Below are 23,927 nucleotides of genomic sequence, written 5' to 3'. Positions count from 1 at the left end.
TTTTCTAAGCTGCCTGTACGGCAGTGAACTCAAAGAACTTCGGGCTAAAGTTACCGTCGATTTTCTAAGCTGCCTGTACGGCAGTGAACTGATAGAAAGAATCGACGTTATCGTCGGATAGTTTCTAAGCTGCCTGTACGGCAGTGAACACAACATGAGCGAAAATCTCAGTAGCCTTCAATTTCTAAGCTGCCTGTACGGCAGTGAACGTTTATTGACTGTAGTGTCTATGATGGTTATCTTTCTAAGCTGCCTGTACGGCAGTGAACTTTTTAAGCTCTATTGGTGAAATTGGATATATTTTCTAAGCTGCCTGTACGGCAGTGAACGCGCGATAACTACTTACACCCAAATCTCTGTCTTTCTAAGCTGCCTGTACGGCAGTGAACTCTAGTAAAGGTCTTATTGATAGTCAGGCTCATTTCTAAGCTGCCTGTACGGCAGTGAACTGGTTGGTAAAGCGGGCTCTGATATTCTCAAATTTCTAAGCTGCCTGTACGGCAGTGAACTGTAGACCACCGCCCCCTGGGCGATGCCCAATTTTCTAAGCTGCCTGTACGGCAGTGAACACGCAACAGCGTGATAACTATTAGATTTAAGCTTTCTAAGCTGCCTGTACGGCAGTGAACCGATGGCTCTGCCGCAAGTTATTTCTACAATTTTTCTAAGCTGCCTGTACGGCAGTGAACATCTTCATAACTCCTTATCATTTGTTTAAACTTTTCTAAGCTGCCTGTACGGCAGTGAACATGTCCGGCGTTTGCGTCTGGGGCGTCTGTGCTTTCTAAGCTGCCTGTACGGCAGTGAACATTTCGGCGTCAGAGTATCGATAAAACTCAGCTTTCTAAGCTGCCTGTACGGCAGTGAACAAGATTCAGTTAATTGAACAAGCTTATAATCTTTTCTAAGCTGCCTGTACGGCAGTGAACTTGGGCAAGATTTCCATCGCAGATTTACTGGCTTTCTAAGCTGCCTGTACGGCAGTGAACGTGAGGTCTCGTCGTCAGCTAAATACCCTATTTTTCTAAGCTGCCTGTACGGCAGTGAACAGGAAAGATAGCGTGATAAGGTGTTGATGAGAAGTCCAAAAGCTGCTTTTTCCTGCCATTCACCCTTTTTTTTCATGAATTAATAAAATCCTTTAAAAACAGGTCACTAAAAAATTACTTAAAAAAAAGGTTTTCAGCAGGGTTATGCAATTTTGAAAAATATTCTGCGAGGCGCTTTCCTGATTTTTTAAACGTGGATTGTCGGTGAATAATCAAAGGTTCTATGACGCTCACGCTCCTGCAAAATCAGGTGCCAGGATTGGCGTCCTGTAACTCAAACCGTGACTCTGGTCCATCTCTTATTTCCAGAAGATCACTGCTTTGCCTGACCACTCATGGCTTAATAGAATAGACGGCCTTGCCTGAGATGAATAATGGTGGCTCGGGCAGAGGAACCCATAAGGGCTCGGCGAATTGCTGACAGGCGTTATGCAGGAAAGCCAGAACCCGACGGAATACCGGGCCGCATGGTAATGTCTGAACATCTTTATAAGTTCGCTGATAAATACCTTTACCCAGCCGCTGTCGGCAACGCGAATTGCACAGCTGTCCTCAATGCCCCAAGGGCCGCTAATTCTTGCAGATAATATTCATTCTCCGCCGGAATATATAAGAATGGCTATCGCTTAAACCTCAGTGCCTCAACAAACAGCGCAAACGCGGTGGTGTGCTGCTTTCGGCTTGGGTAATACAGGTAATAGCCCGGGAACGGTTCGCACCATTCGGTGAGGACCCGGATCAGGCGGCCATCCGCCAGCTCTTCGCTGACGGAATCATCCGGGACATAGGCCAGGCCATATCCCGTTACGGCGGCATCCACGCGCTGGCGCAGGCTGTTAAACGTAAGCTGCCCGTCAACCCGAACTCTCAGTTCACGTCCATCGCGTTCAAACTCCCACGCGTACAGGCCGCCCATGGTCGGCAGGCGCATATTGATACACTTATGGTTTTGCAGATCCTGCGGCGTTTGCGGAATGCCATATTTTTCGAAATAGGCCGGCGCGCCGACGACGGCCATGCTGAAGTCCGGGCCGATACGCACCGCTATCATATCTTTCGCCACCTGCTCACCAAGGCGGATCCCGGCGTCAAACCGCTCGCTGACGATATCCGTCAGCGTGTTATCGACGGTGATCTCCACTTTGATATCGTCATAATCGCTTAAAAAAGACTTGAGGACCGGCCAGAGTACGGAGTCCACTGCATGCTCACCCGCCGTGATACGGATATTCCCCGCCGGACGTTCACGCATTTCGCTCAGGGCGACCAGCTCACTTTCAATCTCGGCAAAACGGGGCCCGAGGCTCTCCACCAGCTTTTCACCGGCTTCGGTTGGCGCGACGCTACGCGTTGTGCGGGTCAACAGACGCAGTTCAAGACGCTCCTCAAGCCCACGTATGGCGTGGCTTAACGCCGACTGCGAGACGCCAAGCTTAGCGGCCGCCTTGGTGAAGCTACGCTCGCGAGCGACAACCAGAAAGGAAATCAGATCGTTGAAGTTCTCTTTTAACATGCGGGTTCTCTGTGGGTTTAGCTGCCAGGATAAGTATACCGCCATTTATGAGTTCAGCTCATAGCTCCTTTCGTTTTTAACGGTCTAATCGCGGCGGCGGAATGTCGGTAAAGTCTTTGTTCATTCAACGCCGGAACTTGTTTCCTATACTTCAGACTTAACGCTCGTCGCTTCTGCCGTTGTGTTGTCCCTGTTAATCCCGGCAGCAAATGCCGAAATGGAGGAAAAAATGGAAGAGAAACTCAAAATTACCCACGCTGGCTCGCAGCCTTCTCAGACCGGCCCGGAAAACTATTTCACAGGTAAAGTTCGCATCGATGCTCCTTTCCACACCACTCCCCCTGCCCGCACCGGTGGGGCTACCGTTACCTTTGAACCCGGCGCACGTACGGCCTGGCACTCTCATCCGCTGGGGCAAACCTTAATTGTGACCCAGGGAAGAGGATGGCTGAAAGAGTGGGGCTGCCCGACCCGCGAAATTAACCAGGGCGACATCGTCTGGATCCCGGAAGGCGTCAAGCACTGGCACGGCGCAACGCCGGACACCGCCATGACCCACATTGCCATCGCCGAATCGCTCGACGGTAGTCCGGTTGAATGGATGGAGCAGGTCACCGACGACCATTACACAAAATAATTACCTGCAGCAGTTCGGCGACCCGCTGCGGCGGGTTGACTGCTGCCGCCCCATTGTCCTCCCCCCTGCGGGCCAGGCACCTGTCGACAAAATCGCTTGTCACCGGCACGCCCGGAAAGTTTTAACAAAAAACCAGCAGCCGGGTACAATCCAGCAACAAATATCTCTGCGCGGGTAGCCCGGTTGCCTTCTCTGTTCTCTTTTTCTCGCTGTAAATGGCTATCGGCCCTCGCCCTGCTGGCGATGCTGATGCTGTTTATCGCCCCGTTGATTTCAAAATCACTGGAGCATCAGCCTGCGGGAACGAAACATCAGGGCATGGAACATCATATGATGATGATGCCGCCTATGGAGATGCCAGCGACGCCCCCTCTGCTTCCCGGCGTGGGCGCATCGCTAATGGATGATATCGCCTGCGGCTACTGTCAGCTTCTGCTACACGTGCCGGTGATTATCTGGCTGTTTATCCCTCTGCTCTGGCAGGCCTCGCGGGTCACCCGAGCGCCACCTCCTCCCGTTATCGCCCCGCTTCTGCCTCAGCATGATGACGCCGAAGCCCTTTCACGCTTGCCGTTACGGGCGATATGACGGTTTACGGCACCAGCGGCGTGCTGCCGCTGCGGACCTGGATCGATCGGTTTCATCGTGGCCTGCTGCTGGGCGATGCGGGCAGGCTTTACAGCGAGCTGGCCGCATCCTGGCTCTGGCTGGCAGCGCTCGGCGGAATAGTGCTCTGGCTAACCTCTCGCCCGAAAAGAAAGGTAAAAGTGCGGGATACCCCGAAGGTTAAAGCCCGGCGCTGGCACATTGCTTTGGGCGCGGCGTTATTGCTCGGTCTGCTATTTTTCTCAGCGACCGGGCTGACCTGGTCCCAGTGGGCGGGCGGCAACATCGACAGGCTGCGTAGCGAGCTGGGCTGGCTGACGCCGCAGGTGAATACCGCGCTTTCAGCTCACGTTGGCATGCAGCACAGCGAGCCCCATGCCGAGCACCACGGCATGATGCACGGCATGGCGGTGCCGATGACAACGGATGAAAGCTGGGATCGCGTGTTGCATGCGGGACGTATGACAGGCCTTACCTCCGACAAACTGGAGATCCGCCCGCCGCGTGCGGCTGATAAAGCCTGGACGGTGACGGAAATAGACAGATCCTGGCCGACTCACGTGGATAGCGTGGCGGTCCACCCGCTGAACTACAGCGTCATCGACACCGTGCATTTTGCTGATTTCCCGCTTGTAGCCAAACTGACCCGCTGGGGCATCGATGCCCATATGGGCGTGCTGTTTGGGCTGCCGAACCAGCTTCTGCTGGCCGCCTTCGGCCTTGGGCTATGCGCCATGATTATGCTGGGCTACCGGATGTGGTGGCTGCGCCGCCCGGTCGCCCCGGCGAATAACCCCGCTCAAACGGTTAGCCAGGCATGGCTCGCGCTGCCCACAGCCTGGCGCATCGCCGTCCTGCTCGTCGCCATACTGCTCGGTTATGCGCTGCCGGTGATGGGCGTTAGCCTGCTGCTGTTTATGGCGGTGGATGTTGGGCGCTGGCGGCGGAAGTCTTTGAGGATGCAAACCGCTTAACCCGAAAACTCATCTGCGTCATCTGCCAGAGCAATCCGGTGGGTGACGCTTCGCTTAGCTCCTGCGCTTGCCAATTGGTCCTACCAATCCCATTCAAAACGTGACCCCTTTGTGGATTACGGCAAAAAACCCAACAACAATATTGCCACTGATTAACATAAAGTTAACCATAAGCCATCAACTACCTTACAAAACCAGATTGGTCCTACCAATCTGGCAAATAATTATAAGCACGTCACGTTCCGGAGATCCCTGCATGCAAGTCTGGCAACAAGTTTACGATCCGGCAGACAATATCTGGCTGTCCAGCCTGGTCGCCGCGCTGCCCATCCTGTTCTTCTTTTTTGCGCTGATTAAACTGCGTATGAAAGGCTACCTGGCGGCAACGTTCACCGTTGGCCTGGCGCTGCTGGTGGCGCTGTTCTTCTACCGGATGCCAGCGGATCGGGCGCTGGCATCGGTGATTTACGGCTTCTTCTACGGCCTGTGGCCGATTGCGTGGATTATTATCGCCGCGGTGTTCGTCTATAAAATCTCGGTGAAAACCGGGCAGTTCGACATCATCCGCTCGTCGATTCTGTCCATAACGCCGGACCAGCGCCTGCAGATGCTGATTGTCGGCTTCTCGTTTGGCGCATTCCTTGAAGGTGCCGCAGGGTTTGGCGCTCCCGTCGCCATCACCGCCGCACTGCTGGTTGGCCTGGGCTTCAACCCTCTCTACGCGGCCGGTTTATGCCTGATTGTGAATACTGCCCCCGTGGCGTTCGGCGCCATGGGCATCCCGATTATCGTCGCGGGTCAGGTCACCGGGCTGGACAGCTTTCAGATCGGCCAGATGGTAGGCCGCCAGCTGCCCTTCCTGACGATTATCGTGCTGTTCTGGATCATGGCGATCATGGACGGCTGGCGCGGAATTAAAGAGACGTGGACTGCGGTGATGGTGGCCGGCGGCTCGTTTGCCGTTGCCCAGTACCTTAGCTCTAACTTCCTCGGCCCCGAGCTTCCGGACATCATTTCCTCGCTGGTGTCGCTGGTGTGCCTGACCGCTTTCCTGCGGGTCTGGAAGCCCGTGCGCATTTTCCGCTTTGGCGACGTCGGCGCGTCGGTGACCGACCAGACGCTGGCCCGCAAAAATTACACTCTGGGCCAGGTGGTACGCGCCTGGATGCCGTTTATCTTCCTGACCGCCACCGTCACTATCTGGAGCGTGCCGCCCTTCAAAGCCCTCTTCGCACCGGGCGGCGCGCTGGCCGACTGGGTGATCAACGTATCGGTTCCGCTGCTTGATAAGCTTGTCGCCAAAATGCCGCCGGTAGTGGCCGAAAGCATGGCCTACGCGGCGGTTTATAAATTTGACTGGTTCTCAGCAACCGGTACGGCGATTCTGGTGGCGGCGCTGATTTCCATTGCCTATCTGCGCATGAAGCCAAAAGCCGCGGTCGAAACCTTTGGCGAGACGCTAAAAGAGCTGGCGCTGCCCATTTACTCGATCGGTATGGTGCTGGCCTTCGCGTTTATCTCCAACTACTCCGGCCTCTCCGCCACGCTTGCTCTGGCGCTGGCCCATACCGGCCATGCCTTTACTTTCTTCTCACCGTTCCTCGGCTGGCTTGGTGTTTTCCTCACCGGCTCGGATACCTCATCAAACGCCCTGTTTGCCGCCCTTCAGGCCACCACAGCCCAGCAAATTGGGGTTTCCGATCTGCTGCTGGTCGCCGCGAACACAACGGGCGGGGTTACCGGCAAGATGATATCTCCGCAGTCCATCGCCATTGCCTGCGCCGCGGTAGGCCTGGTGGGGAAAGAGTCCGACCTGTTCCGCTTTACCGTTAAGCACAGCCTGATATTCACCTGCATGGTTGGGGTAATCACAACGCTGCAGGCCTATGTACTGACCTGGATGATCCCATCATGACGGCGCAGCCTCGCCTGGCGGATCGGCTTGCAGAACGCCTTAAGTCACTGATTAGCGAGCGTAATCTCGAATCGGGCATGAGGTTGCCCGCCGAGCGGCAGCTAGCCGCAGAAATGGGGGTTTCCCGTTCATCCGTGCGGGAGGCCATCCAAAAGCTCATCAGCGAAGGTGTGTTGATCAGCCGAAGGGGCGGCGGCACCTTTGTACGATATGAAGTTCAGGCGTGGTCCGAACAGCGGATCGTACAGCCGCTGAAAACGCTGGTGGAAGACGACCCCAATTACCGCTACGACATTTTAGAAGCGCGCCACTCGATAGAGGCCAGTACCGCGTGGTATGCCGCCATTCGCGCCACGCCAGCCGACAAAGAGAAGCTGATTGCCTGCTTCGACGCGACGGTAGCGTTTAAAGAAAGCGACGATCCGGACCTGGCCGCCCAGGCCGACGTGCGGTTTCATCTCGCCATTGCCGAAGCCTCACACAATATTGTGCTGCTGCAGACCATGCGTGGTTTCTTCGACCTGCTGCAGTCCTCCGTAATGCACAGCCGCCAGCGCATGTATACCGTCCCGGCTATTTTTACCGGGCTGACAGAACAACATAACGAACTGTTACAGGCGATTCTGGCAGGCGATCCCGAGCGCGCACGTCTGGCCGCCAGGACGCACCTGGGTTTCGTGCACCGCACGATTAAAACCCTGCACGAAGACGAAGCCCGGCAGGCTCGCATCACCCGCCTGCCGGATGAAGATACCGACGCTACAAGGGAAAAGAACTCATGATTATTTCAGCCTCATCCGACTACCGCGCCGCAGCGCAGCGCATCCTGCCGCCGTTCCTGTTCCACTACATCGACGGGGGCGCCTATGCCGAACATACCCTTCGTCGCAACGTGGAAGATCTTGCAGAAGTGGCGCTAAAGCAGCGGGTGCTCAAGAACATGTCCGCGCTGAGTCTGGAAACAAAGCTGTTTAACGAAACGCTTTCCATGCCCGTTGCACTCGCCCCGGTTGGGCTGTGCGGCATGTACGCCCGGCGCGGTGAGGTTCAGGCCGCAAAGGCTGCTGCGGCGAAAGGTATTCCCTTTACGCTTTCCACCGTTTCGGTCTGCCCAATAGAAGAAGTGGCCCCCGCAATTGACCGCCCAATGTGGTTCCAGCTTTACGTTCTGAAAGACCGTGGCTTTATGCGCAACGCGCTGGAGCGGGCCAAAGCGGCCGGTTGCTCAACGCTGGTCTTTACCGTCGATATGCCAACGCCCGGCGCGCGTTACCGGGATGCGCACTCGGGCATGAGCGGACAGCATGCGGCGCTGCGCCGCTACTGGCAGGCCGTGACGCATCCGCAGTGGGCGTGGGACGTAGGGGTGAACGGCCGTCCGCACGATCTTGGCAATATCTCCACCTATCTGGGCAAACCCACCGGGCTGGAAGATTATATCGGCTGGCTGGCCAACAACTTTGACCCGTCTATTTCATGGAGCGACCTGGAGTGGATCCGCGAGTTCTGGGACGGCCCGATGATCATCAAGGGCATTCTCGACCCGGAAGACGCTAAAGACGCGGTGCGTTTCGGCGCTGATGGCATCGTGGTATCGAATCACGGTGGCCGCCAGCTGGACGGCGTGCTTTCATCCTGCCGCGCCCTGCCTGCTATTGCCGACGCGGTGAAAGGTGACATTGCTATTCTGGCCGACAGCGGCATCCGCAACGGGCTGGACGTGGTGCGTATGATCGCGCTGGGCGCGGATACGGTGCTGTTGGGCCGCGCTTATCTGTACGCGCTGGCAACCCACGGCCAGGCGGGCGTCGCCAATCTGCTTAACCTGATAGAGAAAGAGATGAAGGTGGCGATGACGTTGACGGGGGCAAAAACCATCGCGGATATTAGCCCCGACCTGCTGGTGCGCGGAGGCCTGAAGGAGATTCTATCCCCGGAGTCATCTATGGCGGTTGGGTTTTAGCGTTGCTGAATACTTATTCCTGGCTCGCCGCAAGGCGGGTTACTGACAACACAAAAAATTTAACCTCTCTTGTTAGCTCAAGCAATCAAGATTAGTTGCCCCCTGAAAACTCAGGAGGCAATGGGGAGAGAGTTAGTTAAGCTTATAATCCAGCGTAATTTCAGCTTTGATCAGCTGGGATACCGGGCAGCCAGCTTTCGCTTTCTGGATGATTTTATCGAATGCCGCGCTGTCCACGCCGGGCACTTTGACGTTGCTGGTCAGGGCGATTTTAGTGATGGCAAATCCGCCGTCCGTTTTATCCAGCGAGACGTCGGCAGTCGTATCAATACTTTCTGCCGTATGACCTTCCTCACCCAGCATCAACGACAGAGCCATTGAGAAACAGGCCGCGTGAGCAGCACCGATCAGCTCTTCCGGATTGGTGCCCGCGGCACCTTCAAAGCGAGTGTTGAAACCATAAGGTTGCTGTTTTAGCGCACCGCTCTCGGTAGAAACCGTACCTTTGCCGCGCTTAATATCACCTTCCCAGTGGGCCTGCCCTTTCTTATGAATGGTCATGCTTTCGCTCCTCTTTGATTAACATAGACATCAAGTATAGGAGCTAAGAACAGGCTTGCCCGGGAACCAGGAACATTCCTTATATTACAGCGAAATAGCGTTGCACTACTGCACCAACGCCGTCAGCTTGTTGAACACCTGCTGGCCGTCAGCATCACGCCTAATCTGCACCACGTCCTCCAGCTTATCCACCTGGCTTATCATCTGCTCAAGGCGCTCGTCGTCGGCCACCTCAAGCCAGATGCGGCTCTGGTCGCCGTCGGGTAGCGGCAGACAGAGAATGCCTTCTACGTTGAAGGCGCGGCGGGCAAACAGGCCGCAAATGTGAGACATCACGCCCGGATGGTTGCGCACCGTAAGTTCCAGAATAACGGTTTGTTGCTGCATGGCTTACTCTCCAATCATCTCAATGTTGGCGGCGCCTGGCGGCACCATCGGGAATACTTTTTCATCGGCGTCGGTGCGCACGTGGATCAGGCACGGCCCAGGGCGAGAGATCGCTTCCTGTAAGGCTGCCCGGGGATCGGCTGCCGCGTTTAAATCGCAGGTCGCCAGGCCAAAGCCCTCGGCAATTTTCAGGAAGTTCGTCTGACCCGGATAGGTGGAGGCATAGACATTCTGCTGATAGAACAGCGTTTGCTGCTGGTGCACCAGCCCCAGCGCCTGGTTGTTCATGAGGATGATCTTCACATCCAGATTATGTTCGGCCGCGGTAGCCATTTCCTGAATATTCATCATGATGCTGCCGTCGCCGGTAAAGCACAGCACTTTGCGGTTGGGTTCGGCTAGCGCAGCCCCTACGGCAGCAGGCAGGCCAAAGCCCATCGTGCCCAGCCCGCCGGAAGTCAGCCACTGGCGCGGCCGGTTCAACGGATAAGCCTGGGCCACCCACATCTGATGCTGACCAACGTCGGTGGTGATAATCGCTTCGTCGTCAACGCAGGCGGCGGCCGCGTTAATCAGGCCGTACGGCATTAACGGATTATTGGCGCCCGGCTGGCTGAACGGGAACTCCTGCTGCAGGCCAGCAACCTGCTGCAGCCATTGTTTACGGGGCTGCGCATCGATTTTTGGCAGCAGTTGCTCCAGCACGTCGCCCACGTCGGCACGAATAGCAATATGGGCCTGTTTGATTTTGCCAAGCTCGGCGCGGTCGATATCCACATGGATGATTTTTGCATTCGGGCAGAACTGCTCTGTTTTACCGATGGCGCGGTCATCGAAGCGAGCGCCCATAACAATCAGTAAATCAGCTTCCTGCAGGAGGTAGTTGGTGCTGCGCGCACCGTGCATGCCCAGCATCCCCAGCGATAACGGATGTTTTGCCGGGATCGTCCCCAGCGCCATCAGCGTCATTGTCGTTGGCAGACTGGCTTTTTCAGCCAGCGCGCGAGCCTGCGCATGAGAATTGATGATACCGCCGCCGAGATACAGCACCGGGCGCTGCGCCTGGTTGATCATCGCCGCGGCATCCATGATTTGCTGAATATCAAAGCTCGGAGACGGAGTCGGTTCGGAAACCACAGGCAAGGCGCTGATATCAATTTCCGCGGTTTGAACGTCTTTCGGAATGTCGATCCACACCGGGCCAGGACGGCCTGACTCGGCAATGCGAAACGCGTCGCAGATGACCTGCGGCAGCTCGTTGATATCGCGAACCAGATAGTTATGTTTGGTAATCGGGATGGAGATGCCGTAGGTGTCGACTTCCTGGAAGGCGTCGGTGCCAATCATGGATTTCGGCACCTGGCCGGTGATACAAACCAGTGGGATGGAGTCAAGTCGCGCATCGGCAATCGCGGTGACCAGGTTGGTTGCGCCGGGGCCGCTACAGGCGATGCATACCGCCGCTTTGCCCTGCGTTCGCGCCATGCCCTGTGCCATGAAACCCGCGCCCTGCTCGTGACGAGCAAGAATATGGCGGATTTTCGTGCTCTGGCTTAAGGCGTGGTAGAGCGGCAGGACGGTGCCGCCGGGAATGCCGCTTACGGTAGTGATACCGTGGTGCTCCAGCATTTGCACAATCAGCTGTGCGCCAGTGATACGACCTTGCGGTGGGTTTTCCGAAATTGCCATGCTCCAGTCCTTCTTTTTATGCCGTTTCGCTTACTGGCCGGGGGACTAAAACAAGAAACCCCGCCCGGTTTGCGCCGGCGGGGTTTTGGAATCGATGCGTTGATTCAGACCCTACGGCGCATTGCCGACGACGACCACCACCACACGCACGACGACCACCGCGGCTGGTAGCGCGGTTAGTAGTAGGCCTGAGTTACGGGTGAATGGAGTCATTTGGGTCCTGAATAGTTGTTGTGTCTGGATAACGTCGAATTTCATACAAACACACTGCTTCGTTTCGCACAACAGGTTTATGCGTGATGGCGAAAAACCGTGCGTGAAATCACATAAGCAAGATTGTCGTTACAATAAATTCGGACTCTCGCTGGATCAGCAGCAGCGAGCGCCGCCTTTGCCGCCGTAGCGCGCGTCCTGACGCTCGCGGAAAAACTCTTCGTAGGTCATCGGCGTCTGCTCCGGGTGGGTCAGGCGCATATGCTGGACGTAGTTGTCGTAGTCCGGCACGCCGACCATCATTTTGGCGGCCTGCCCGAGGTATTTTCCTGCTTTTGCCAGGTTATCGAACATATCTTTCTCCAGAGATCCCTGTGGATGGCGCTAACGCTTATCCACCCTACCTCTTCGCAGGGTGGATACCGCCAATTCTTTCAGATAGTTAGTGTGCGCTCTTAGCCTCGGCCACGATCGTATCCAGATCCTCAGGCATCTTTTCGTACGGGGTTTCGCTGGCGGTCGGCCTGTCTGACTTCAGCGCCCTGAGAGCGGTTTTAATCGAGAACAGGGCGATAACGACGACCACGACCATAAAGAAGATGGTCAGCCCGGCGTCCAGGCGGTTGTTGAAGACAAGCTGAGAAAGCTGCGACTGGGTGTATTGCGGCGGGATATTGCCACTGTCGATCATCGCCTGGAACTTGTTGGCTATCGCCAGGAAGCCCACCTTTGCATCCGGGCTGAACGCTTTCTGCCAGCCCGCCGTCAGAGTACAAATCAGCAGCCAGGCCGTGGGCACCAGCGCCACCCAGGCGTATTTCTGCCGCTTCATTTTGAACAACACCACCGCGCAGAGCATCAGCGCCATCCCCGCCAGCATCTGGTTGGCGATACCAAACAGCGGCCAAAGGGTGTTGATGCCGCCGAGCGGATCGACCACGCCCTGGTGCAGGAAATAGCCCCACGCCAGCACGCACAGCGCCGTCGCCAGTAGGTTCGCCGGTAGCGAATCCGTTCTTTTCAGGCCCGGAGAGATCACCCCCAGCAGATCCTGGAGCATGAAGCGCGCCGCACGGGTGCCAGCATCCACCGCTGTCAGAATAAACAGCGCTTCAAACAGGATGGCAAAGTGGTACCAGAACGAGACGTCCATCAGGCCACCCAACGCGCCGTGAAGGATATAGGCCATGCCTACCGCGAGGGTTGGCGCGCCACCGGCGCGGGAGATAATGCTCTGCTCGCCGACTTCGTTGGCAATGTTAGTCAGGGTATCCGGCGTGATGTGGAAGCCCCAGCCGCTGACGACGCTCGCCGCAGACGCCACAACGTCCGCCGTGCCCGCCGGAGCCAGCACCGCCATCGGGCTGTTCATCGCAAAGTAGACGCCCGGGTCGATAACGCAGGCCGCCACCAGCGCCATAATCGCCACGAACGACTCCATCAGCATGCCGCCGTAGCCGATGAAGCAGGCCTGGTTTTCATTCGCCAGCATCTTCGGCGTGGTGCCGGAGGCAATAAGCGCGTGGAAGCCAGAGACCGCGCCGCAGGCGATGGTGATAAACAGGAACGGGAACAGGTCGCCGGTCCACACCGGGCCGGTGCCGTCGATGAATTTGGTCAGGGAAGGCATTTGCAGCGTCGGCCGCATAATCAGAATCCCGATGGCCAGCCCGATAATAGTGCCGATTTTCAGGAAGGTGGAGAGGTAGTCACGCGGGGCCAGCAGCAGCCACACCGGCAGCACCGCCGCCACGAAGCCGTAGCCCACCAGCATCCACGTCAGCTGCACGCCGGTATAGTCGAAGTACGGCGCCCAGCTCGGGCTTTCGGCCACCCAGCCGCCGGAAATAATCGCGAAGATCAGGCACACCAGGCCGATAACGGAAACTTCACCGATGCGCCCGGGGCGCAAATAGCGAATGTAGACGCCCATAAACAGCGCCAGAGGAATGGTGAACGCGACGGTGTAGGTGCCCCACGGGCTGTGGGTCAGGGCTTTCACCACGATCATCGCCAGCACCGCCAGAATGATCACCATGATCATAAAGCAGGCCACCAGCGCAATCACGCCGGCGGTGTTGCCCATCTCCTCTTTCACCAGCTCGCCCAGCGAACGCCCGTCGCGGCGGGTGGAGACAAACAGCACCATAAAGTCCTGCACCGCACCGGCCAGCACCACGCCCGCCAGCAGCCAGAGCATACCCGGCAGATAGCCCATCTGCGCGGCAAGCACCGGCCCGACCAGCGGCCCAGCCCCGGCAATAGCGGCAAAATGGTGACCGAACAGCACTTTCTTGTCCGTCGGCACGTAGTCCAGCCCGTCGTTATGGCGTACGGCTGGCGTCATGCGGGTCGCATCAACCGTCAGCACGCGTTTAGCGATAAACAGACCGTAATAACGATAGGCAATGAGATAAACGCAGACTGAGGCGACGACAATCCACAATGCGTTGATCTGTTCGCCCCGGTTCAGTGCGATATAGCCGAGCGCGAAGGCCCCGATAATCGCCAGCACTGCCCATATCAGGTGTTTCCCTGGAGTATTCATGTTTGTTTTCCGTTGTCAGCCCAGAAACGTGGTGATGTTACATTTTGTTTCTAGAACAAAGTCCGGAATTTAACAATATTGAAACATGAGAAGGGTGTGGTTTGACCAGGTATTTACACCAGCTTGCTATGGCGATCACTTTCTGAGGATGTTGGATGACGCTGGCGCTTATCCGACCTACAGATGAGGATGTTGGGAAGGATGTGGGTATCGTTGGCGGTGAAGTGAGATTTACAAGGTCTAACGCAACACTCATAAATTCTGAACCCAAACCGAATGGCCTGACACTGTTCGCTCCGCTCCCCGTTTTCTGGTGTACCCTCCACGGGAGCATGCCTGAATAGTTGATTTATCACCCTATCCGCCGGAAAATACATACAATTCACATGGAAAAGGTCAGCACAGGATGTTTACGCTCTACATGAAATGGGAAGCCCAGCGGAAGCTGGCGCCGGATGATATTCAGTTCATCCTCACGCCGCGTGAAGCGCTGGAGATGGCTGGCATATTTTATGAACTGGATTACCTGGAATACGACTACCAGCGTAACCCTCTTCGCCGTAACAGCGTTCCGAAACGGCGGCAAGGTGTTCACCATCGCCTCGCTGCGCAGCCCTACAAACGTAAACACAGGCAGGAATACGACGGACTCTATGACGAAGTAAAATGGAATCTGGAGCACGGTTGGATGATCGGCGTGAACACGCAGGAAAAGTGGGAAAGATTTCGCAATCCGTTCTTCTTCGACGGCGACAATAATCTGGTTTACGGCTGCTTCATGGACACCTACGGCGAGAGCTTCCCGCAGGCAGTGCGTCAAATCTACGAGTACGCTCTCAACGTACACCAGGGCAAAAAACCCGCGCCGGCCGTTAAGCAGCACTATGCCGATGCCCCGGTACAGCACGCTCAGGCGGCAAAAACCATTAACAGCAAGGCAGCCGGACGGCTTCTGGCGGCGGGTGGTATTTATAACGGCAACATAGAGGGATTCCGGCAGACCGCACAGCAGCTCGGCGGCGATGCGCCAGCGGGTTACGATCAGGTCATGGATAACAAGGGATTGCTGATTACCGCCGCATCAGTAGCCGCCGGGCTGACGATGGGACGAGTTAACGTTACTGGAGAACTAGAAGAATTATCGTCATTAAGCAAAATCCCAACGTTTGAATCTCCTGCTTTAAAGGGGTTTACCTCAGAATCAGGAGTATTACTGAATGCCGAACACGCCGTTGTAGATTACAGAAAATTATCTACTTACTCTTTAGATGTTACCCACCCAATCGGAGGGCATAAGGCCAGAGTATTCCAGTCGGCGCTGGGTTATAATCCGACAAATTTAGACGTGTTAGCGGGTAGAGTCCGAGAGGGCATATTAACCGCCCCAGCTAAAGTTTTGGACGCAAACCGGTACGGGCAGCTAATGGCCGTAGACATGCCGATATTAGGCGTTAATGGTGAGACTGTGATAGTGCGCAGCGGTTGGATATATGAACCTGATGCCGTCGTTCCACGCATGACGACGATTTTTGTTAAGTGAGATACAGGCTATGAGAAGAGAAGAGTTTGAAGTGGTTGTATTAGCGGAAGATTTGCCGGATGAAGGGTTAACTAAAGGCATGGTGGGCGCCATAGTATTCATACATGAAAAACCAAATCTGGCTTACATGGTTGAATTTGTTGATAATAAAGGGCGAACTGTTGCGATGCCTTCTCTTTTACCTGAGCAGATAACGGATTATATCCCGCCAGAATAATTGCGGGAGATCCGATTTACCATAACGTCCGTTATGTAGTGCCTGGACCGTGGAAAATACCGGGCGTTAATATACCTGGAAATGGAGGTTTGAAATGAAAAATGAAATAAAAAAACTGTAATCGATATTGCTAACGTACTGTCATCAAACGACGAAGATTCATGGGCAAAAACATTCGAAAAATTAGGTTCTGAACTGGACTTTGATTACGAATCGTCAATTTTTTCACTGAGAAAGCTTTACGGCGGGATGGGATCATTTAACGACATTGTTCTCCATAAAGACGGAATACCGTTAATTAGAGAAAACGACGAATTAGATGAATTGAGACATACACTCTACAAGCAACTCGATCGAGCTATCGACTTACTAAAAACAGGCAAGAATTTACCATAGCATCCGTTAGCAGTATCGCGATAAAGCCCTCACCACAGGGCTTTTTTTGCTTATATGACCCGTCCTGAATAGCGTTGACACGTTCCCGACTTAAATGCGAAGAACGTGATAATGACCGAGTTCAAACGTAAGCGCCAACGCTATCCACCGAAAATACTTACCCCAGAGTCGCCGTGGTTAAACGGCTGGTGCAGCAGCGTTTGCCGCGCGCATCAAAAATGGCAATCTCCCAGACCTGGGACGTTTTGCCCAGATGCAGCGGTTTACAGACGCCCCGAACATTGCCGGAGGCCACCGCTCGGTGATGGCTGGCGCTGATTTCCGTTCCCACCACGCACTGCCCTTCCGCGGTGGTCAAATACCCTGCCATCGACCCCAGCGTTTCCGCCAGCGCTACCGATGCACCGCCGTGCAGCAGGCCAAACGGCTGATGCGTGCGTTCGTCTACGGGCATCTCCGCTTCCAGACACGCTTCGTCGATGCGCGTGAAGGTAATGCCGAGCAGCGCCACCATGGACTTTTCACCCATCGCGTTAAGCTCAGTCAGGCTCAGCTGGCGTTTCCAGATGCTCATATCAGGCTCCCAGCGTCGAGCCGCCGTCAATCACGATATCCTGCATCGTGATATGGCTGGCGTAGTCGGAGGCAAGGAACAGGACCGTGCTGGCAATCTCCTGCGGGCGGGCGATTTTGCCCAGCGGAATGCCCATTTTGAACTGCTCCGCAAAGCCCTTAATGCGCCGCTGCTCCGCGTCCGGCGTTTTCCAAAGCAGGCGCTGCATGTCGGTATCCGTTGAGCCAGGCGAAACAAGGTTACAGCGCACGCCGAAGGGGGCAAGCTCCAGCCCGACTGTCTTCGCCAGGCTTTTCAGCGCGGCCTTCGATGCGCCATAGGCGGACATGCCGGTTCGTGGCGTATGGGCCGCGTCCGAAGCAACGGTGACCACCGCCCCGCTCCGCTGTTCGCGCAACAGGGGCATGACGGCGCGGAACAGATTAAACGCGCCGCCAACGTTGACCGCGAAGGTATCCTTCCAGTCCTGAAGCGACAGCTCATCCGTTGCGCCCATGCGCAAAATCCCCGCCGCGTTGACCAGCACATCCAGCCGGGATTCATCGCTAAGTAAGCGCCGGGTCAGCACGCTAACCTGGTCTGCATCAGCAACGTTAAGGGTTTCAGTGGCGAACGGGTAAACGTCCAGCGGGAAAGCCAGATCGAAACCAACCACCGTCGCCCCGGCCTCGCTGAAGGCCAGCGCCGTATGGTAGCCAATGCCTTTGCCCGCGCCGGTTACCCAGACGCGTTTGCCGCTAAAGTCGATGTTCACGCCTGCGGCTCCCTGGACAGCAGCGCCCACCAGGCGTCGATGCTCGGGTTCTTCGCCAGCATCACGAAGTCGATGTCGCCGTGAATTTTGCGCCAGCTTGCCGCCAGCGCCATCATGCGCACGGAGTCCAGGCCGTAATCAATCAGGTTTTCGTCATCTTCCGGGCTGTCGGACTCGTCGAGCAGCGGCAGGATCAGGGTACGAAGCTGCTCTTTATTTTGCGGGGCAGCTTCCGGCAGCAGATCGCGGGTCATCACCACGCGGCCTGAACGGCCCGCCGTGTATTTCAGCGCCATCATGTGCTCTTCGCGGCTGAAATCCGCCAGCGCGTCGGCCACCATAAACGGCTTGATATCACGCATGAAGGCGTCGGTGGCAGTGGTCATGCAGCCGATATGAGCGTACACGCCGCAGATAATCAGCTGGTTGCGACCGGTCTCTTTCAGGGACTGCTCCAGCGGCGAGCGGATAAACGCGCTGTAGCGCCACTTGGTCAGCACAGTGTCCCGCTCGTCCGGGGCAAGGGCGGCGACGACCTGCTGGCGATCCGGATGCTTGTTCAGGCCCGGCCCCCACATATCGTTGAGCAGCGCGCGGTCTTCATCGCTCTGATTATTCGGCTGCGCGGTGTAATAAACCGGAATGCCATTCTTTTTGCAGTAGGCGCGTAGCGCGGCGATGTTGTCGATTACCTGCTGGATCATCGGACAGCTGTCGCCCCAGAAATCGATAAAGTAGTCCTGCATATCGTGGATCAGCAGCGCGGCGCGGCCAGGCTCGAAGGCCCACTGTACTTTGCTTTCCGGGATCTCCGCTGCGGTCGGTAAGGCGTATGCGTTCAGTTTTGGGATAGCCATAATCTCTCCGTCAATCAGGAAGCCAGCGCCTTTTGGGCAATCAGCTGGCGTAAACGTTTTTTATCCACTTTGCCGACCGGGGTCAGGGGCAAAGCCTCAACAATTTCGATGCGGTCCGGCAGCTTGAAGTCCGCAATGCCGAGTTCCCGCAGGTAGCGGCGGATTTCCACGGCGCGGAACGGGCGGCTGCCGACGATAAACGCGCAGCTTTTCTCGCCCAGCAGACTGTCTTCCATCGACACCAGCGCGGCGTGGATAATGTCTTCATGACGCAGCAGCAGATTTTCAATCTCTTCGGCGGCGATCTTCTCTCCGCCGCGGTTGATCTGATCTTTTTCGCGGCCCTGTACGGTGATGTAGCCATCTTCGGCAATGGCGATCAGATCGCCAGAACAGTAGAAACCGTTGGCATCGAAGGCGCTGGCGTTGTGCTCCGGGCTGCGGTAATAGCCGCGGAAGGTGTACGGTCCGCGCGTCATCAGGCGGCCCACTTCGCCGTGCGGCAGCGGGTTGCCGTTTTCGTCGGCTACCCAGACCTCATCGTCCGGGCACATCGGCTTGCCCTGGGTGGTGAAGATATGTTCGCTGTCGTCGTCCAGACGGGTGTAGTTCACCAGCCCTTCCGCCATGCCAAACACCTGCTGAAGCTGGCAGCCGATTTCCGCAGGAATACGCGCCGCCAGCGCTTCGCTGAGCCGTGCCCCACCCACCTGCAGCAGCTTCAGCGATGCCAGCGCCTGGTTACTGCCCCACTCGCCAATGGCCTGTAGCCACAGGCTGACCGCAGGCGGCACCAGCGCGGTGACGTTGATCTGATGGCGTTCAATGAGCGGGAAGCAAAGCGTGGCGCTCGGATCGTTTGCGAGCACCACGCGCCCACCGCCGTAAAACACACCCAGCGAGCCAGGCGAACTTAGCGCGTAGTTGTGCGCGGCGGGAATGGCGCATAAAAAGCGGGTATCTGCATCGAAACGGCAGATTTCGACGCTGCGACGGATGCTGTAGTAATAATCGTTATGCGTGCGTGGAATCAGCTTCGGCGTACCGGTGCTGCCGCCCGAAAGCTGGAAGAAAGCGACTTCATCGGCGGCGCTTGAGGTGACAACAAAATTATCTTCCGGCTCGCTGATAAACGCCGTCAGGGAACGGTCGCGGTCATTTTCGTTAAGCAGCACCGCCATGCGCAGCGAAGGGTTCTGGCTGCACAATCCCTCAAGGAAATCATCGTGGGCAAACAGGCTATGCTTGCGGTCGGCAATCAGCAGCGCCGGTTCGATTTGCTTTGCGTAGGCCTCAAGCTCGGTTCGCTGATGGCTGAAAAGCGCATTAACTGGCGCAACGCCGATTTTCAGCAGCGCAAACAGCGTGATATACAGCTCCGCCACGTTGCCCAGCTGCACCAGCGCCGTTTCGCCCGTTTGCAGGCCCCGCCTTTGCAGCGCGCAGGCCAGGCGGGTTGCCGCCTGCTCCAGTTCGCGGTAGCTGTAACGACGTTCGCCGTCGATAAGCGCAATCGTGTCATTCTTTGCATGGCGGCTCAGGATGTCGGTCAGCGGCAGATCGGCCCAGTAGCCCTTTTCGCGATAGCGTGCGGCCAGATCCGCTGGCCAGCGGGTAAATTCAATCGCCATTTAATTAAGTCCAAATACGTTGAGCATGGTGGAAAGTTTGACGCCGGTTTCGCGCCATTCCGATTCCGGTGAGGAGGCAGGCACGATGCCCGCACCGGCAAACAGGCGAATTTGTTTCTTCGCCACCCGCGCGCAGCGGATTGTCACTACCCACTCGCCGTTGCCTTCGGCGTCGCACCAGCCAACGATGCCGCCAAACAGCTCGCGGTCGAACGGCTCCAGCTCGGCAATCAGCTTCTGCGCCACGTCGTGCGGGAAGCCGCTCAGGGCGGGAGTTGGGTGCAGCAGGCAGGCCAGCGACAGCGCGTTTTCCCGCTCGTCTTTCACCTGGCCATAAATCGGTGAGGCAAGGTGCCACAGCGTTGGGGTGGTGATCAGCTCCGGCGTTTCCGGCACCGACAAAGAGAGGCTGCGCGGCTGCAGCACGGTTCGCATGGCGTCCGTCACCAGACCGTGCTCGTGGCGGTCTTTGCCGGATTTCATCAGCGTTTCGCCAGTCTCGCGATCCCGCTCGAGGTTTGCGGTGCTGCGGCGTGCGGAACCAGCCAGCGGCAGCGTGCTGAAGTTTTTACCGCTTTTACGCAGCAGCAGCTCCGGGCTTGCACCGATCAGCGAACCGCCGTCCGGCAGGGGAACGTGGAAGTTGAAGCTGGCGGGATTCTGGGCAATCAGCCGTTCTAATAGCGCATCGATATCAACTGGCGCATCGGTTTCAATATCGATCAGGCGGGAAAGCACCACTTTGTCGATATGGGGCTGGCTGGTTGCCTCGGCGGCGTGCGCCACCATCGCCATAAACTTGTCCTGTTCAGGAATAGCTTTACGTGTGGTCACGCCGGGTTGTCCTGCGGGCTGGCTCTGTGCCGCCGACTGCTGCCGCTGGGCGCGGGAGAAGGTCTGCCAGCTCTGTGGAATGAACAGCGCGGAGGGCTGACGTGGGTCAAACGGGATCGCACCCACCGCTATCGGTTTATCGATACCCTGCTCTTTGGCCTTCGCAAAGGCTTCGCGCAGCTGCGTTTGCAGGACACCGTGCAGATCCGCTCCCTCTTCGGCGGGACATTCCAGACGCATAAAACGGCCCTGCGTTTGAAAACTTCGATAAGGAGACATAAAGAAAAAGCTATCCGCACAAGGGGTTAGCTGCTTGTTCTGTGGCTCCTCGGCCAGTAACGTATCCATGCGTCCTCCGTTAGAAAAATGATAAATGTCATTAATAATAATTATCATTTGTATTTCGGGCTGGTAACCTAAAGAGAAACGATCGTACTGTCAACAGTTGCGCCATTACTGAGCATTTTTGTCGGATGCCGCTGCGCTTATCTGACCTACGGTTCTTGACTTGTAGGGTGGATAAGCGCAGCGCCATCCACCGCCAGCCTTTAATTTCAACAGGATGCCCCCGAGTGAAAATCAGATTTACCGCACTGCTTCTTCTGTCCCTCAGCCATTTCGTTCACGCCGCCGACTGGCCGCGCCAGATCGCCGACAGCCGGGGAACGCATACCCTGGAGCAGGCGCCACAGCGCATCGTCTCCACAAGCGTAACGCTAACCGGTTCGCTGCTGGCGATAGATGCGCCCGTGATTGCCAGCGGCGCGACAACCCCAGGCAACCGCGTGGCGGATGACCAGGGCTACATGCGCCAGTGGGGCAAAATAGCGAAGCAGCGCAACGTGCAGCGCCTGTATATCGGCGAACCGAGCGCCGAAGCCGTCGCCGCGCAGATGCCCGACCTGATTCTTATCAGCGCTACCGGGGGCGATTCCGCGGTCGCGCTTTACGACCAGTTTTCTGCCATCGCCCCGACGCTGGTAATCAACTACGACGACAAGAGCTGGCAGCAGGTGCTCACCGACCTGGGCAAAATAACCGGTCACGAAAAGCAGGCCGCCGCGCGCATCGCAAACTTTGATAAACAGCTCAGCGAGGCCAAAACGAAAATTAATCTGCCGCCGCAGCCGGTCAGCGCGCTGGTTTACACCCCAGCCTCACGCTCCGCGAACCTGTGGACGCCGGAATCCGCTCAGGGCAAGCTTCTGGAGCAGCTCGGCTTTACGCTCGCCACGCTGCCCGCGGCGCTGCACACCAGCCAGAGCATGGGCAAGCGCCACGATATCATTCAGCTTGGCGGTGAAAACCTTGCCACGGGGCTGAACGGCGAGAGCCTGTTCCTGTTTGCCGGTAACGAGAAAGACGCCGCCGCTCTGGAAGCTAACCCGCTGCTGTCGCATCTGCCCGCGGTGCAGAACAAACATGTTTACCCGCTTGGCACCGAAACCTTCCGCCTGGATTACTACAGCGCGACCCAGGTGCTGGAGCACATGACCGCGCTATTTTCAAAAAATTAACGGTGGATGACGCTGGCGCTTATCCACCCTACCGGTCCGTAGGTCGGATAAGCGCAGCGTCATCCGACAAAACCATCCCATCCCAACCCGTAGGTCGGATAAGCGCCAGCGTCATCCGACAAAATCTACACCGCTTCCACCGGTGCGGCCTGCTGGTAACGGCGCAGCTGAACAAGCACCAGCGCCAGCACCACGCCAATCAAAGCCAGCACCAGGCCACCGGAGCTGGCTGCCGCAACGGGCGTCATCGCCACCGTCATCCCACCCAGGATCGCCGCACCTATCGCATCGCCCGTTACGTTCTGGGCCGTCCATAGACCGTTAATGCGCCCCAGCATGCCGTCCGGCGTCAGCGTCTGGATCAGGGTGTACTGCAGCAGGGAGCTGATGGCGCTCAGGTAGCCAAACAGGGCCAGACAGGCCAGCCCCAGCCCCCAGACCGGCATCAGGCTGAACACGCCCACGGCGATAAACGACACGATGCCGCTCGCCAGCATGATTGCGCCAGGGCGGGCATGGTGGGCAATCCGCCCGCTGGTCAGCGCACCAATCGCCGCCCCCAGCGGCACGGCGGCATACATCAGGCCAATCTGTCCGGCGCTCATCTGCCAGTGCCCGGCCAGCGCCGGATAGAGCACGCGCACCGCGCTTGCCATCGTCAGCAGCGCCCCGACCAACGCGATACCGCCGATAATCGGATGGCTAATCAGAAAGCGCAGCCCGTTGAGCAGAGACAAAAAAGGATTCTCCCGCGCCTGCGGCGGAGGCGGCAGCTGCGGCAGGCTAAGAAGCGGAATTAGCGTAACAAATGTGCCGATGGAGGCCAGCCCGTAGTTCCACACCACGCCGCCGGAAGCAAGCAGCAGCCCGCCGATCATCGGTGAAATCACCGATCCCAGGCGCACGGTCAACATGGTAATCGCCCCCGCCTGCATCAGGTTTTCACGCCCCACCAGCGCAGGGGTGGCGGCCAGCAGCGCGGTAACGCCAATCGCGCCGAAGAACCCGTCCCACACGCCGAGCAGATAAATTGCCGCAAGCGACGGCTCCGGCAGCGAGGCGTTGAGGGTCAGGCCGATAAAACCTATCCCGCAGGTAGAGCGGGCCAGCAGGATCAGGCGGCGGCGCTCGTGCCTGTCGGCCAGCACGCCCCCCATCATTAAACCAATAAACATCGCGCTGCCGGTCAGCGTCACGGCAAGGCCGACCTGCAGCGAGGAGTGGGTCAGCGTCTGGATTTGTACCGGTACGGCAACGCCGAGCAGGCCTAAAGAAACAATGGAGATAAAGCGGGCGAGGAACACCGCGCGAAACGCCGGGTGGGTCTTCAATAGGCTGAGGTTTAACAACAGAGAATTGCGGTTCATTACATGGCCTTAAAGCGATTTTTTATTTTCGGGGGGGAGGCGGCTCATGCTACCATAAAGAAATAAGAGTGATAATGATAATAACTATCATTAATATTGACGCGCGATCTGTTTTGTCTTAAGACGTGCAGATGTCACTAAATAAAAGATAAGGAAAATCAATTAATTGATTTTCGGCTGCTAAC

Annotated in this window: 22 protein-coding genes, 1 pseudogene and 1 CRISPR repeat array (1 of these 24 only partly in view); of the genes and pseudogenes, 10 read left to right on the top strand and 13 right to left on the bottom strand. The window is 56.9% G+C overall.

Features of this window, described 5'->3' with window-relative positions; all coding sequences use genetic code 11:
- Positions 1-1,049: a CRISPR direct-repeat array (repeat unit 28 nt; unit sequence TTTCTAAGCTGCCTGTACGGCAGTGAAC); it reaches 1,850 nt to the left of the window's first position.
- 619 nt (positions 1,050-1,668) lie between these two features.
- Positions 1,669-2,562: a LysR family transcriptional regulator gene (locus ACA108_05860; protein ID XEX97050.1), complete on the bottom strand. Its 894-nt coding sequence runs from the start codon at positions 2,560-2,562 to the stop codon at positions 1,669-1,671.
- Positions 2,563-2,791: 229 nt separating this feature from the next.
- On the opposite strand from ACA108_05860, the gene ACA108_05855 reads away from it, so the two are divergent.
- The 6 genes and pseudogenes from ACA108_05855 to lldD all read left to right on the top strand — a co-directional run bounded on the left by ACA108_05855 (position 2,792) and on the right by lldD (position 8,657).
- Entirely contained in the window at positions 2,792-3,199 is a 408-nt protein-coding gene (locus ACA108_05855; GenBank protein ID XEX97049.1) for a cupin domain-containing protein, read from the top strand.
- Between the two features lie 243 nt (positions 3,200-3,442).
- The gene (locus ACA108_05850) at positions 3,443-3,787 is read left to right on the top strand and encodes a DUF2946 domain-containing protein (protein XEX98031.1); all 345 of its coding nucleotides are present in this window, start codon (positions 3,443-3,445) and stop codon (positions 3,785-3,787) included.
- Positions 3,757-4,779: pseudogene (locus tag ACA108_05845) on the top strand (PepSY-associated TM helix domain-containing protein). The gene ACA108_05850 and the pseudogene ACA108_05845 overlap by 31 nt, the downstream one beginning before the upstream one ends.
- A gap of 256 nt (positions 4,780-5,035) precedes the next feature.
- Positions 5,036-6,694: an L-lactate permease gene (gene lldP, locus ACA108_05840; protein XEX97048.1), complete on the top strand. Its 1,659-nt coding sequence runs from the start codon at positions 5,036-5,038 to the stop codon at positions 6,692-6,694.
- Positions 6,691-7,476 (top strand): transcriptional regulator LldR, encoded by a 786-nt coding sequence (lldR, locus tag ACA108_05835; protein ID XEX97047.1) that lies wholly within the window; start codon positions 6,691-6,693, stop codon positions 7,474-7,476. The genes lldP and lldR overlap by 4 nt, the downstream gene beginning before the upstream one ends.
- Entirely contained in the window at positions 7,473-8,657 is a 1,185-nt protein-coding gene (lldD, locus tag ACA108_05830; GenBank protein ID XEX97046.1) for an FMN-dependent L-lactate dehydrogenase LldD, read from the top strand. The genes lldR and lldD overlap by 4 nt, the downstream gene beginning before the upstream one ends.
- A 132-nt stretch (positions 8,658-8,789) precedes the next feature.
- Here lldD and ACA108_05825 read toward each other — a convergent pair whose 3' ends face one another.
- From ACA108_05825 to cstA, 6 genes are all read right to left on the bottom strand, one after another.
- Positions 8,790-9,218: an OsmC family protein gene (locus tag ACA108_05825; protein XEX97045.1), complete on the bottom strand. Its 429-nt coding sequence runs from the start codon at positions 9,216-9,218 to the stop codon at positions 8,790-8,792.
- A gap of 105 nt (positions 9,219-9,323) precedes the next feature.
- Positions 9,324-9,605: an acetolactate synthase small subunit gene (gene ilvN / locus ACA108_05820; GenBank protein XEX97044.1), complete on the bottom strand. Its 282-nt coding sequence runs from the start codon at positions 9,603-9,605 to the stop codon at positions 9,324-9,326.
- 3 nt (positions 9,606-9,608) lie between these two features.
- Positions 9,609-11,294 carry an acetolactate synthase large subunit gene (gene ilvB, locus ACA108_05815; GenBank protein XEX97043.1) on the bottom strand — a complete coding sequence of 562 codons (1,686 nt, stop codon included), beginning with the start codon at positions 11,292-11,294 and terminating at the stop codon, positions 9,609-9,611.
- Positions 11,295-11,405: 111 nt separating this feature from the next.
- On the bottom strand, positions 11,406-11,507 hold the full coding sequence (gene ivbL / locus ACA108_05810; GenBank protein XEX98030.1) for an ilvB operon leader peptide IvbL: 102 nt from the start codon (positions 11,505-11,507) through the stop codon (positions 11,406-11,408).
- Positions 11,508-11,663: 156 nt separating this feature from the next.
- Positions 11,664-11,861, bottom strand: a complete 198-nt coding sequence (locus ACA108_05805) for a YbdD/YjiX family protein (protein ID XEX97042.1) — start codon at positions 11,859-11,861, stop codon at positions 11,664-11,666.
- Positions 11,862-11,949: 88 nt separating this feature from the next.
- A complete protein-coding gene (gene cstA / locus ACA108_05800; protein XEX97041.1) occupies positions 11,950-14,055 on the bottom strand; it encodes a pyruvate/proton symporter CstA in 2,106 nt (701 codons plus the stop codon).
- Positions 14,056-14,461: 406 nt separating this feature from the next.
- Between cstA and ACA108_05795 the strand changes: the two genes are divergently transcribed.
- The 3 genes from ACA108_05795 to ACA108_05785 all read left to right on the top strand — a co-directional run bounded on the left by ACA108_05795 (position 14,462) and on the right by ACA108_05785 (position 16,208).
- On the top strand, positions 14,462-15,595 hold the full coding sequence (locus tag ACA108_05795; GenBank protein XEX97040.1) for a DUF6883 domain-containing protein: 1,134 nt from the start codon (positions 14,462-14,464) through the stop codon (positions 15,593-15,595).
- 10 nt (positions 15,596-15,605) lie between these two features.
- Entirely contained in the window at positions 15,606-15,812 is a 207-nt protein-coding gene (locus ACA108_05790; GenBank protein XEX97039.1) for a DUF4926 domain-containing protein, read from the top strand.
- A gap of 120 nt (positions 15,813-15,932) precedes the next feature.
- The gene (locus ACA108_05785; protein XEX98029.1) at positions 15,933-16,208 is read left to right on the top strand and encodes a hypothetical protein; all 276 of its coding nucleotides are present in this window, start codon (positions 15,933-15,935) and stop codon (positions 16,206-16,208) included.
- Between the two features lie 157 nt (positions 16,209-16,365).
- On the opposite strand, the gene ACA108_05780 is transcribed toward ACA108_05785, so the two are convergent.
- From ACA108_05780 to entC, 5 genes are read right to left on the bottom strand one after another with little or no spacing between them, the layout of a single operon-like run.
- Positions 16,366-16,782, bottom strand: a complete 417-nt coding sequence (locus ACA108_05780) for a hotdog fold thioesterase (GenBank protein XEX97038.1) — start codon at positions 16,780-16,782, stop codon at positions 16,366-16,368.
- Between the two features lies 1 nt (position 16,783).
- The gene (dhbA, locus tag ACA108_05775; protein XEX98028.1) at positions 16,784-17,530 is read right to left on the bottom strand and encodes a 2,3-dihydro-2,3-dihydroxybenzoate dehydrogenase; all 747 of its coding nucleotides are present in this window, start codon (positions 17,528-17,530) and stop codon (positions 16,784-16,786) included.
- 2 nt (positions 17,531-17,532) lie between these two features.
- Positions 17,533-18,393 carry an isochorismatase family protein gene (locus ACA108_05770; protein XEX97037.1) on the bottom strand — a complete coding sequence of 287 codons (861 nt, stop codon included), beginning with the start codon at positions 18,391-18,393 and terminating at the stop codon, positions 17,533-17,535.
- A 14-nt stretch (positions 18,394-18,407) separates the two neighbouring features.
- Positions 18,408-20,024, bottom strand: coding sequence for a (2,3-dihydroxybenzoyl)adenylate synthase (locus ACA108_05765; protein ID XEX97036.1), 1,617 nt, complete (start codon positions 20,022-20,024; stop codon positions 18,408-18,410).
- Positions 20,025-21,206 (bottom strand): isochorismate synthase EntC, encoded by a 1,182-nt coding sequence (entC, locus tag ACA108_05760; GenBank protein XEX97035.1) that lies wholly within the window; start codon positions 21,204-21,206, stop codon positions 20,025-20,027.
- Positions 21,207-21,430: 224 nt separating this feature from the next.
- On the opposite strand from entC, the gene fepB reads away from it, so the two are divergent.
- Positions 21,431-22,375: a Fe2+-enterobactin ABC transporter substrate-binding protein gene (gene fepB, locus ACA108_05755; protein XEX97034.1), complete on the top strand. Its 945-nt coding sequence runs from the start codon at positions 21,431-21,433 to the stop codon at positions 22,373-22,375.
- Between the two features lie 125 nt (positions 22,376-22,500).
- On the opposite strand, the gene entS is transcribed toward fepB, so the two are convergent.
- Positions 22,501-23,742, bottom strand: a complete 1,242-nt coding sequence (gene entS, locus ACA108_05750; protein ID XEX97033.1) for an enterobactin transporter EntS — start codon at positions 23,740-23,742, stop codon at positions 22,501-22,503.
- Positions 23,743-23,927 lie beyond the last annotated feature (185 nt).

Origin of the sequence: Dryocola sp. LX212 (assembly GCA_041504365.1) — a bacterium.
GTDB lineage: Bacteria > Pseudomonadota > Gammaproteobacteria > Enterobacterales > Enterobacteriaceae > Dryocola.
Note: the sequence above shows the minus strand (reverse complement) of the source record. Positions and strands in the feature narration are given on the sequence as shown.

Bases quoted from the DNA above. Each gene is read 5' to 3' on its own strand.
- ACA108_05860 (XEX97050.1), bottom strand. From the start codon at position 2,562: ATGTTAAAAGAGAACTTCAACGATCTGATTTCCTTTCTGGTTGTCGCT.
- ACA108_05855 (XEX97049.1), top strand. From the start codon at position 2,792: ATGGAAGAGAAACTCAAAATTACCCACGCTGGCTCGCAGCCTTCTCAG.
- ACA108_05850 (XEX98031.1), top strand. From the start codon at position 3,443: ATGCTGATGCTGTTTATCGCCCCGTTGATTTCAAAATCACTGGAGCAT.
- lldP (XEX97048.1), top strand. From the start codon at position 5,036: ATGCAAGTCTGGCAACAAGTTTACGATCCGGCAGACAATATCTGGCTG.
- lldR (XEX97047.1), top strand. From the start codon at position 6,691: ATGACGGCGCAGCCTCGCCTGGCGGATCGGCTTGCAGAACGCCTTAAG.
- lldD (XEX97046.1), top strand. From the start codon at position 7,473: ATGATTATTTCAGCCTCATCCGACTACCGCGCCGCAGCGCAGCGCATC.
- ACA108_05825 (XEX97045.1), bottom strand. From the start codon at position 9,218: ATGACCATTCATAAGAAAGGGCAGGCCCACTGGGAAGGTGATATTAAG.
- ilvN (XEX97044.1), bottom strand. From the start codon at position 9,605: ATGCAGCAACAAACCGTTATTCTGGAACTTACGGTGCGCAACCATCCG.
- ilvB (XEX97043.1), bottom strand. From the start codon at position 11,294: ATGGCAATTTCGGAAAACCCACCGCAAGGTCGTATCACTGGCGCACAG.
- ivbL (XEX98030.1), bottom strand. From the start codon at position 11,507: ATGACTCCATTCACCCGTAACTCAGGCCTACTACTAACCGCGCTACCA.
- ACA108_05805 (XEX97042.1), bottom strand. From the start codon at position 11,861: ATGTTCGATAACCTGGCAAAAGCAGGAAAATACCTCGGGCAGGCCGCC.
- cstA (XEX97041.1), bottom strand. From the start codon at position 14,055: ATGAATACTCCAGGGAAACACCTGATATGGGCAGTGCTGGCGATTATC.
- ACA108_05795 (XEX97040.1), top strand. From the start codon at position 14,462: ATGTTTACGCTCTACATGAAATGGGAAGCCCAGCGGAAGCTGGCGCCG.
- ACA108_05790 (XEX97039.1), top strand. From the start codon at position 15,606: ATGAGAAGAGAAGAGTTTGAAGTGGTTGTATTAGCGGAAGATTTGCCG.
- ACA108_05780 (XEX97038.1), bottom strand. From the start codon at position 16,782: ATGAGCATCTGGAAACGCCAGCTGAGCCTGACTGAGCTTAACGCGATG.
- ACA108_05770 (XEX97037.1), bottom strand. From the start codon at position 18,393: ATGGCTATCCCAAAACTGAACGCATACGCCTTACCGACCGCAGCGGAG.
- ACA108_05765 (XEX97036.1), bottom strand. From the start codon at position 20,024: ATGGCGATTGAATTTACCCGCTGGCCAGCGGATCTGGCCGCACGCTAT.
- entC (XEX97035.1), bottom strand. From the start codon at position 21,206: ATGGATACGTTACTGGCCGAGGAGCCACAGAACAAGCAGCTAACCCCT.
- entS (XEX97033.1), bottom strand. From the start codon at position 23,742: ATGAACCGCAATTCTCTGTTGTTAAACCTCAGCCTATTGAAGACCCAC.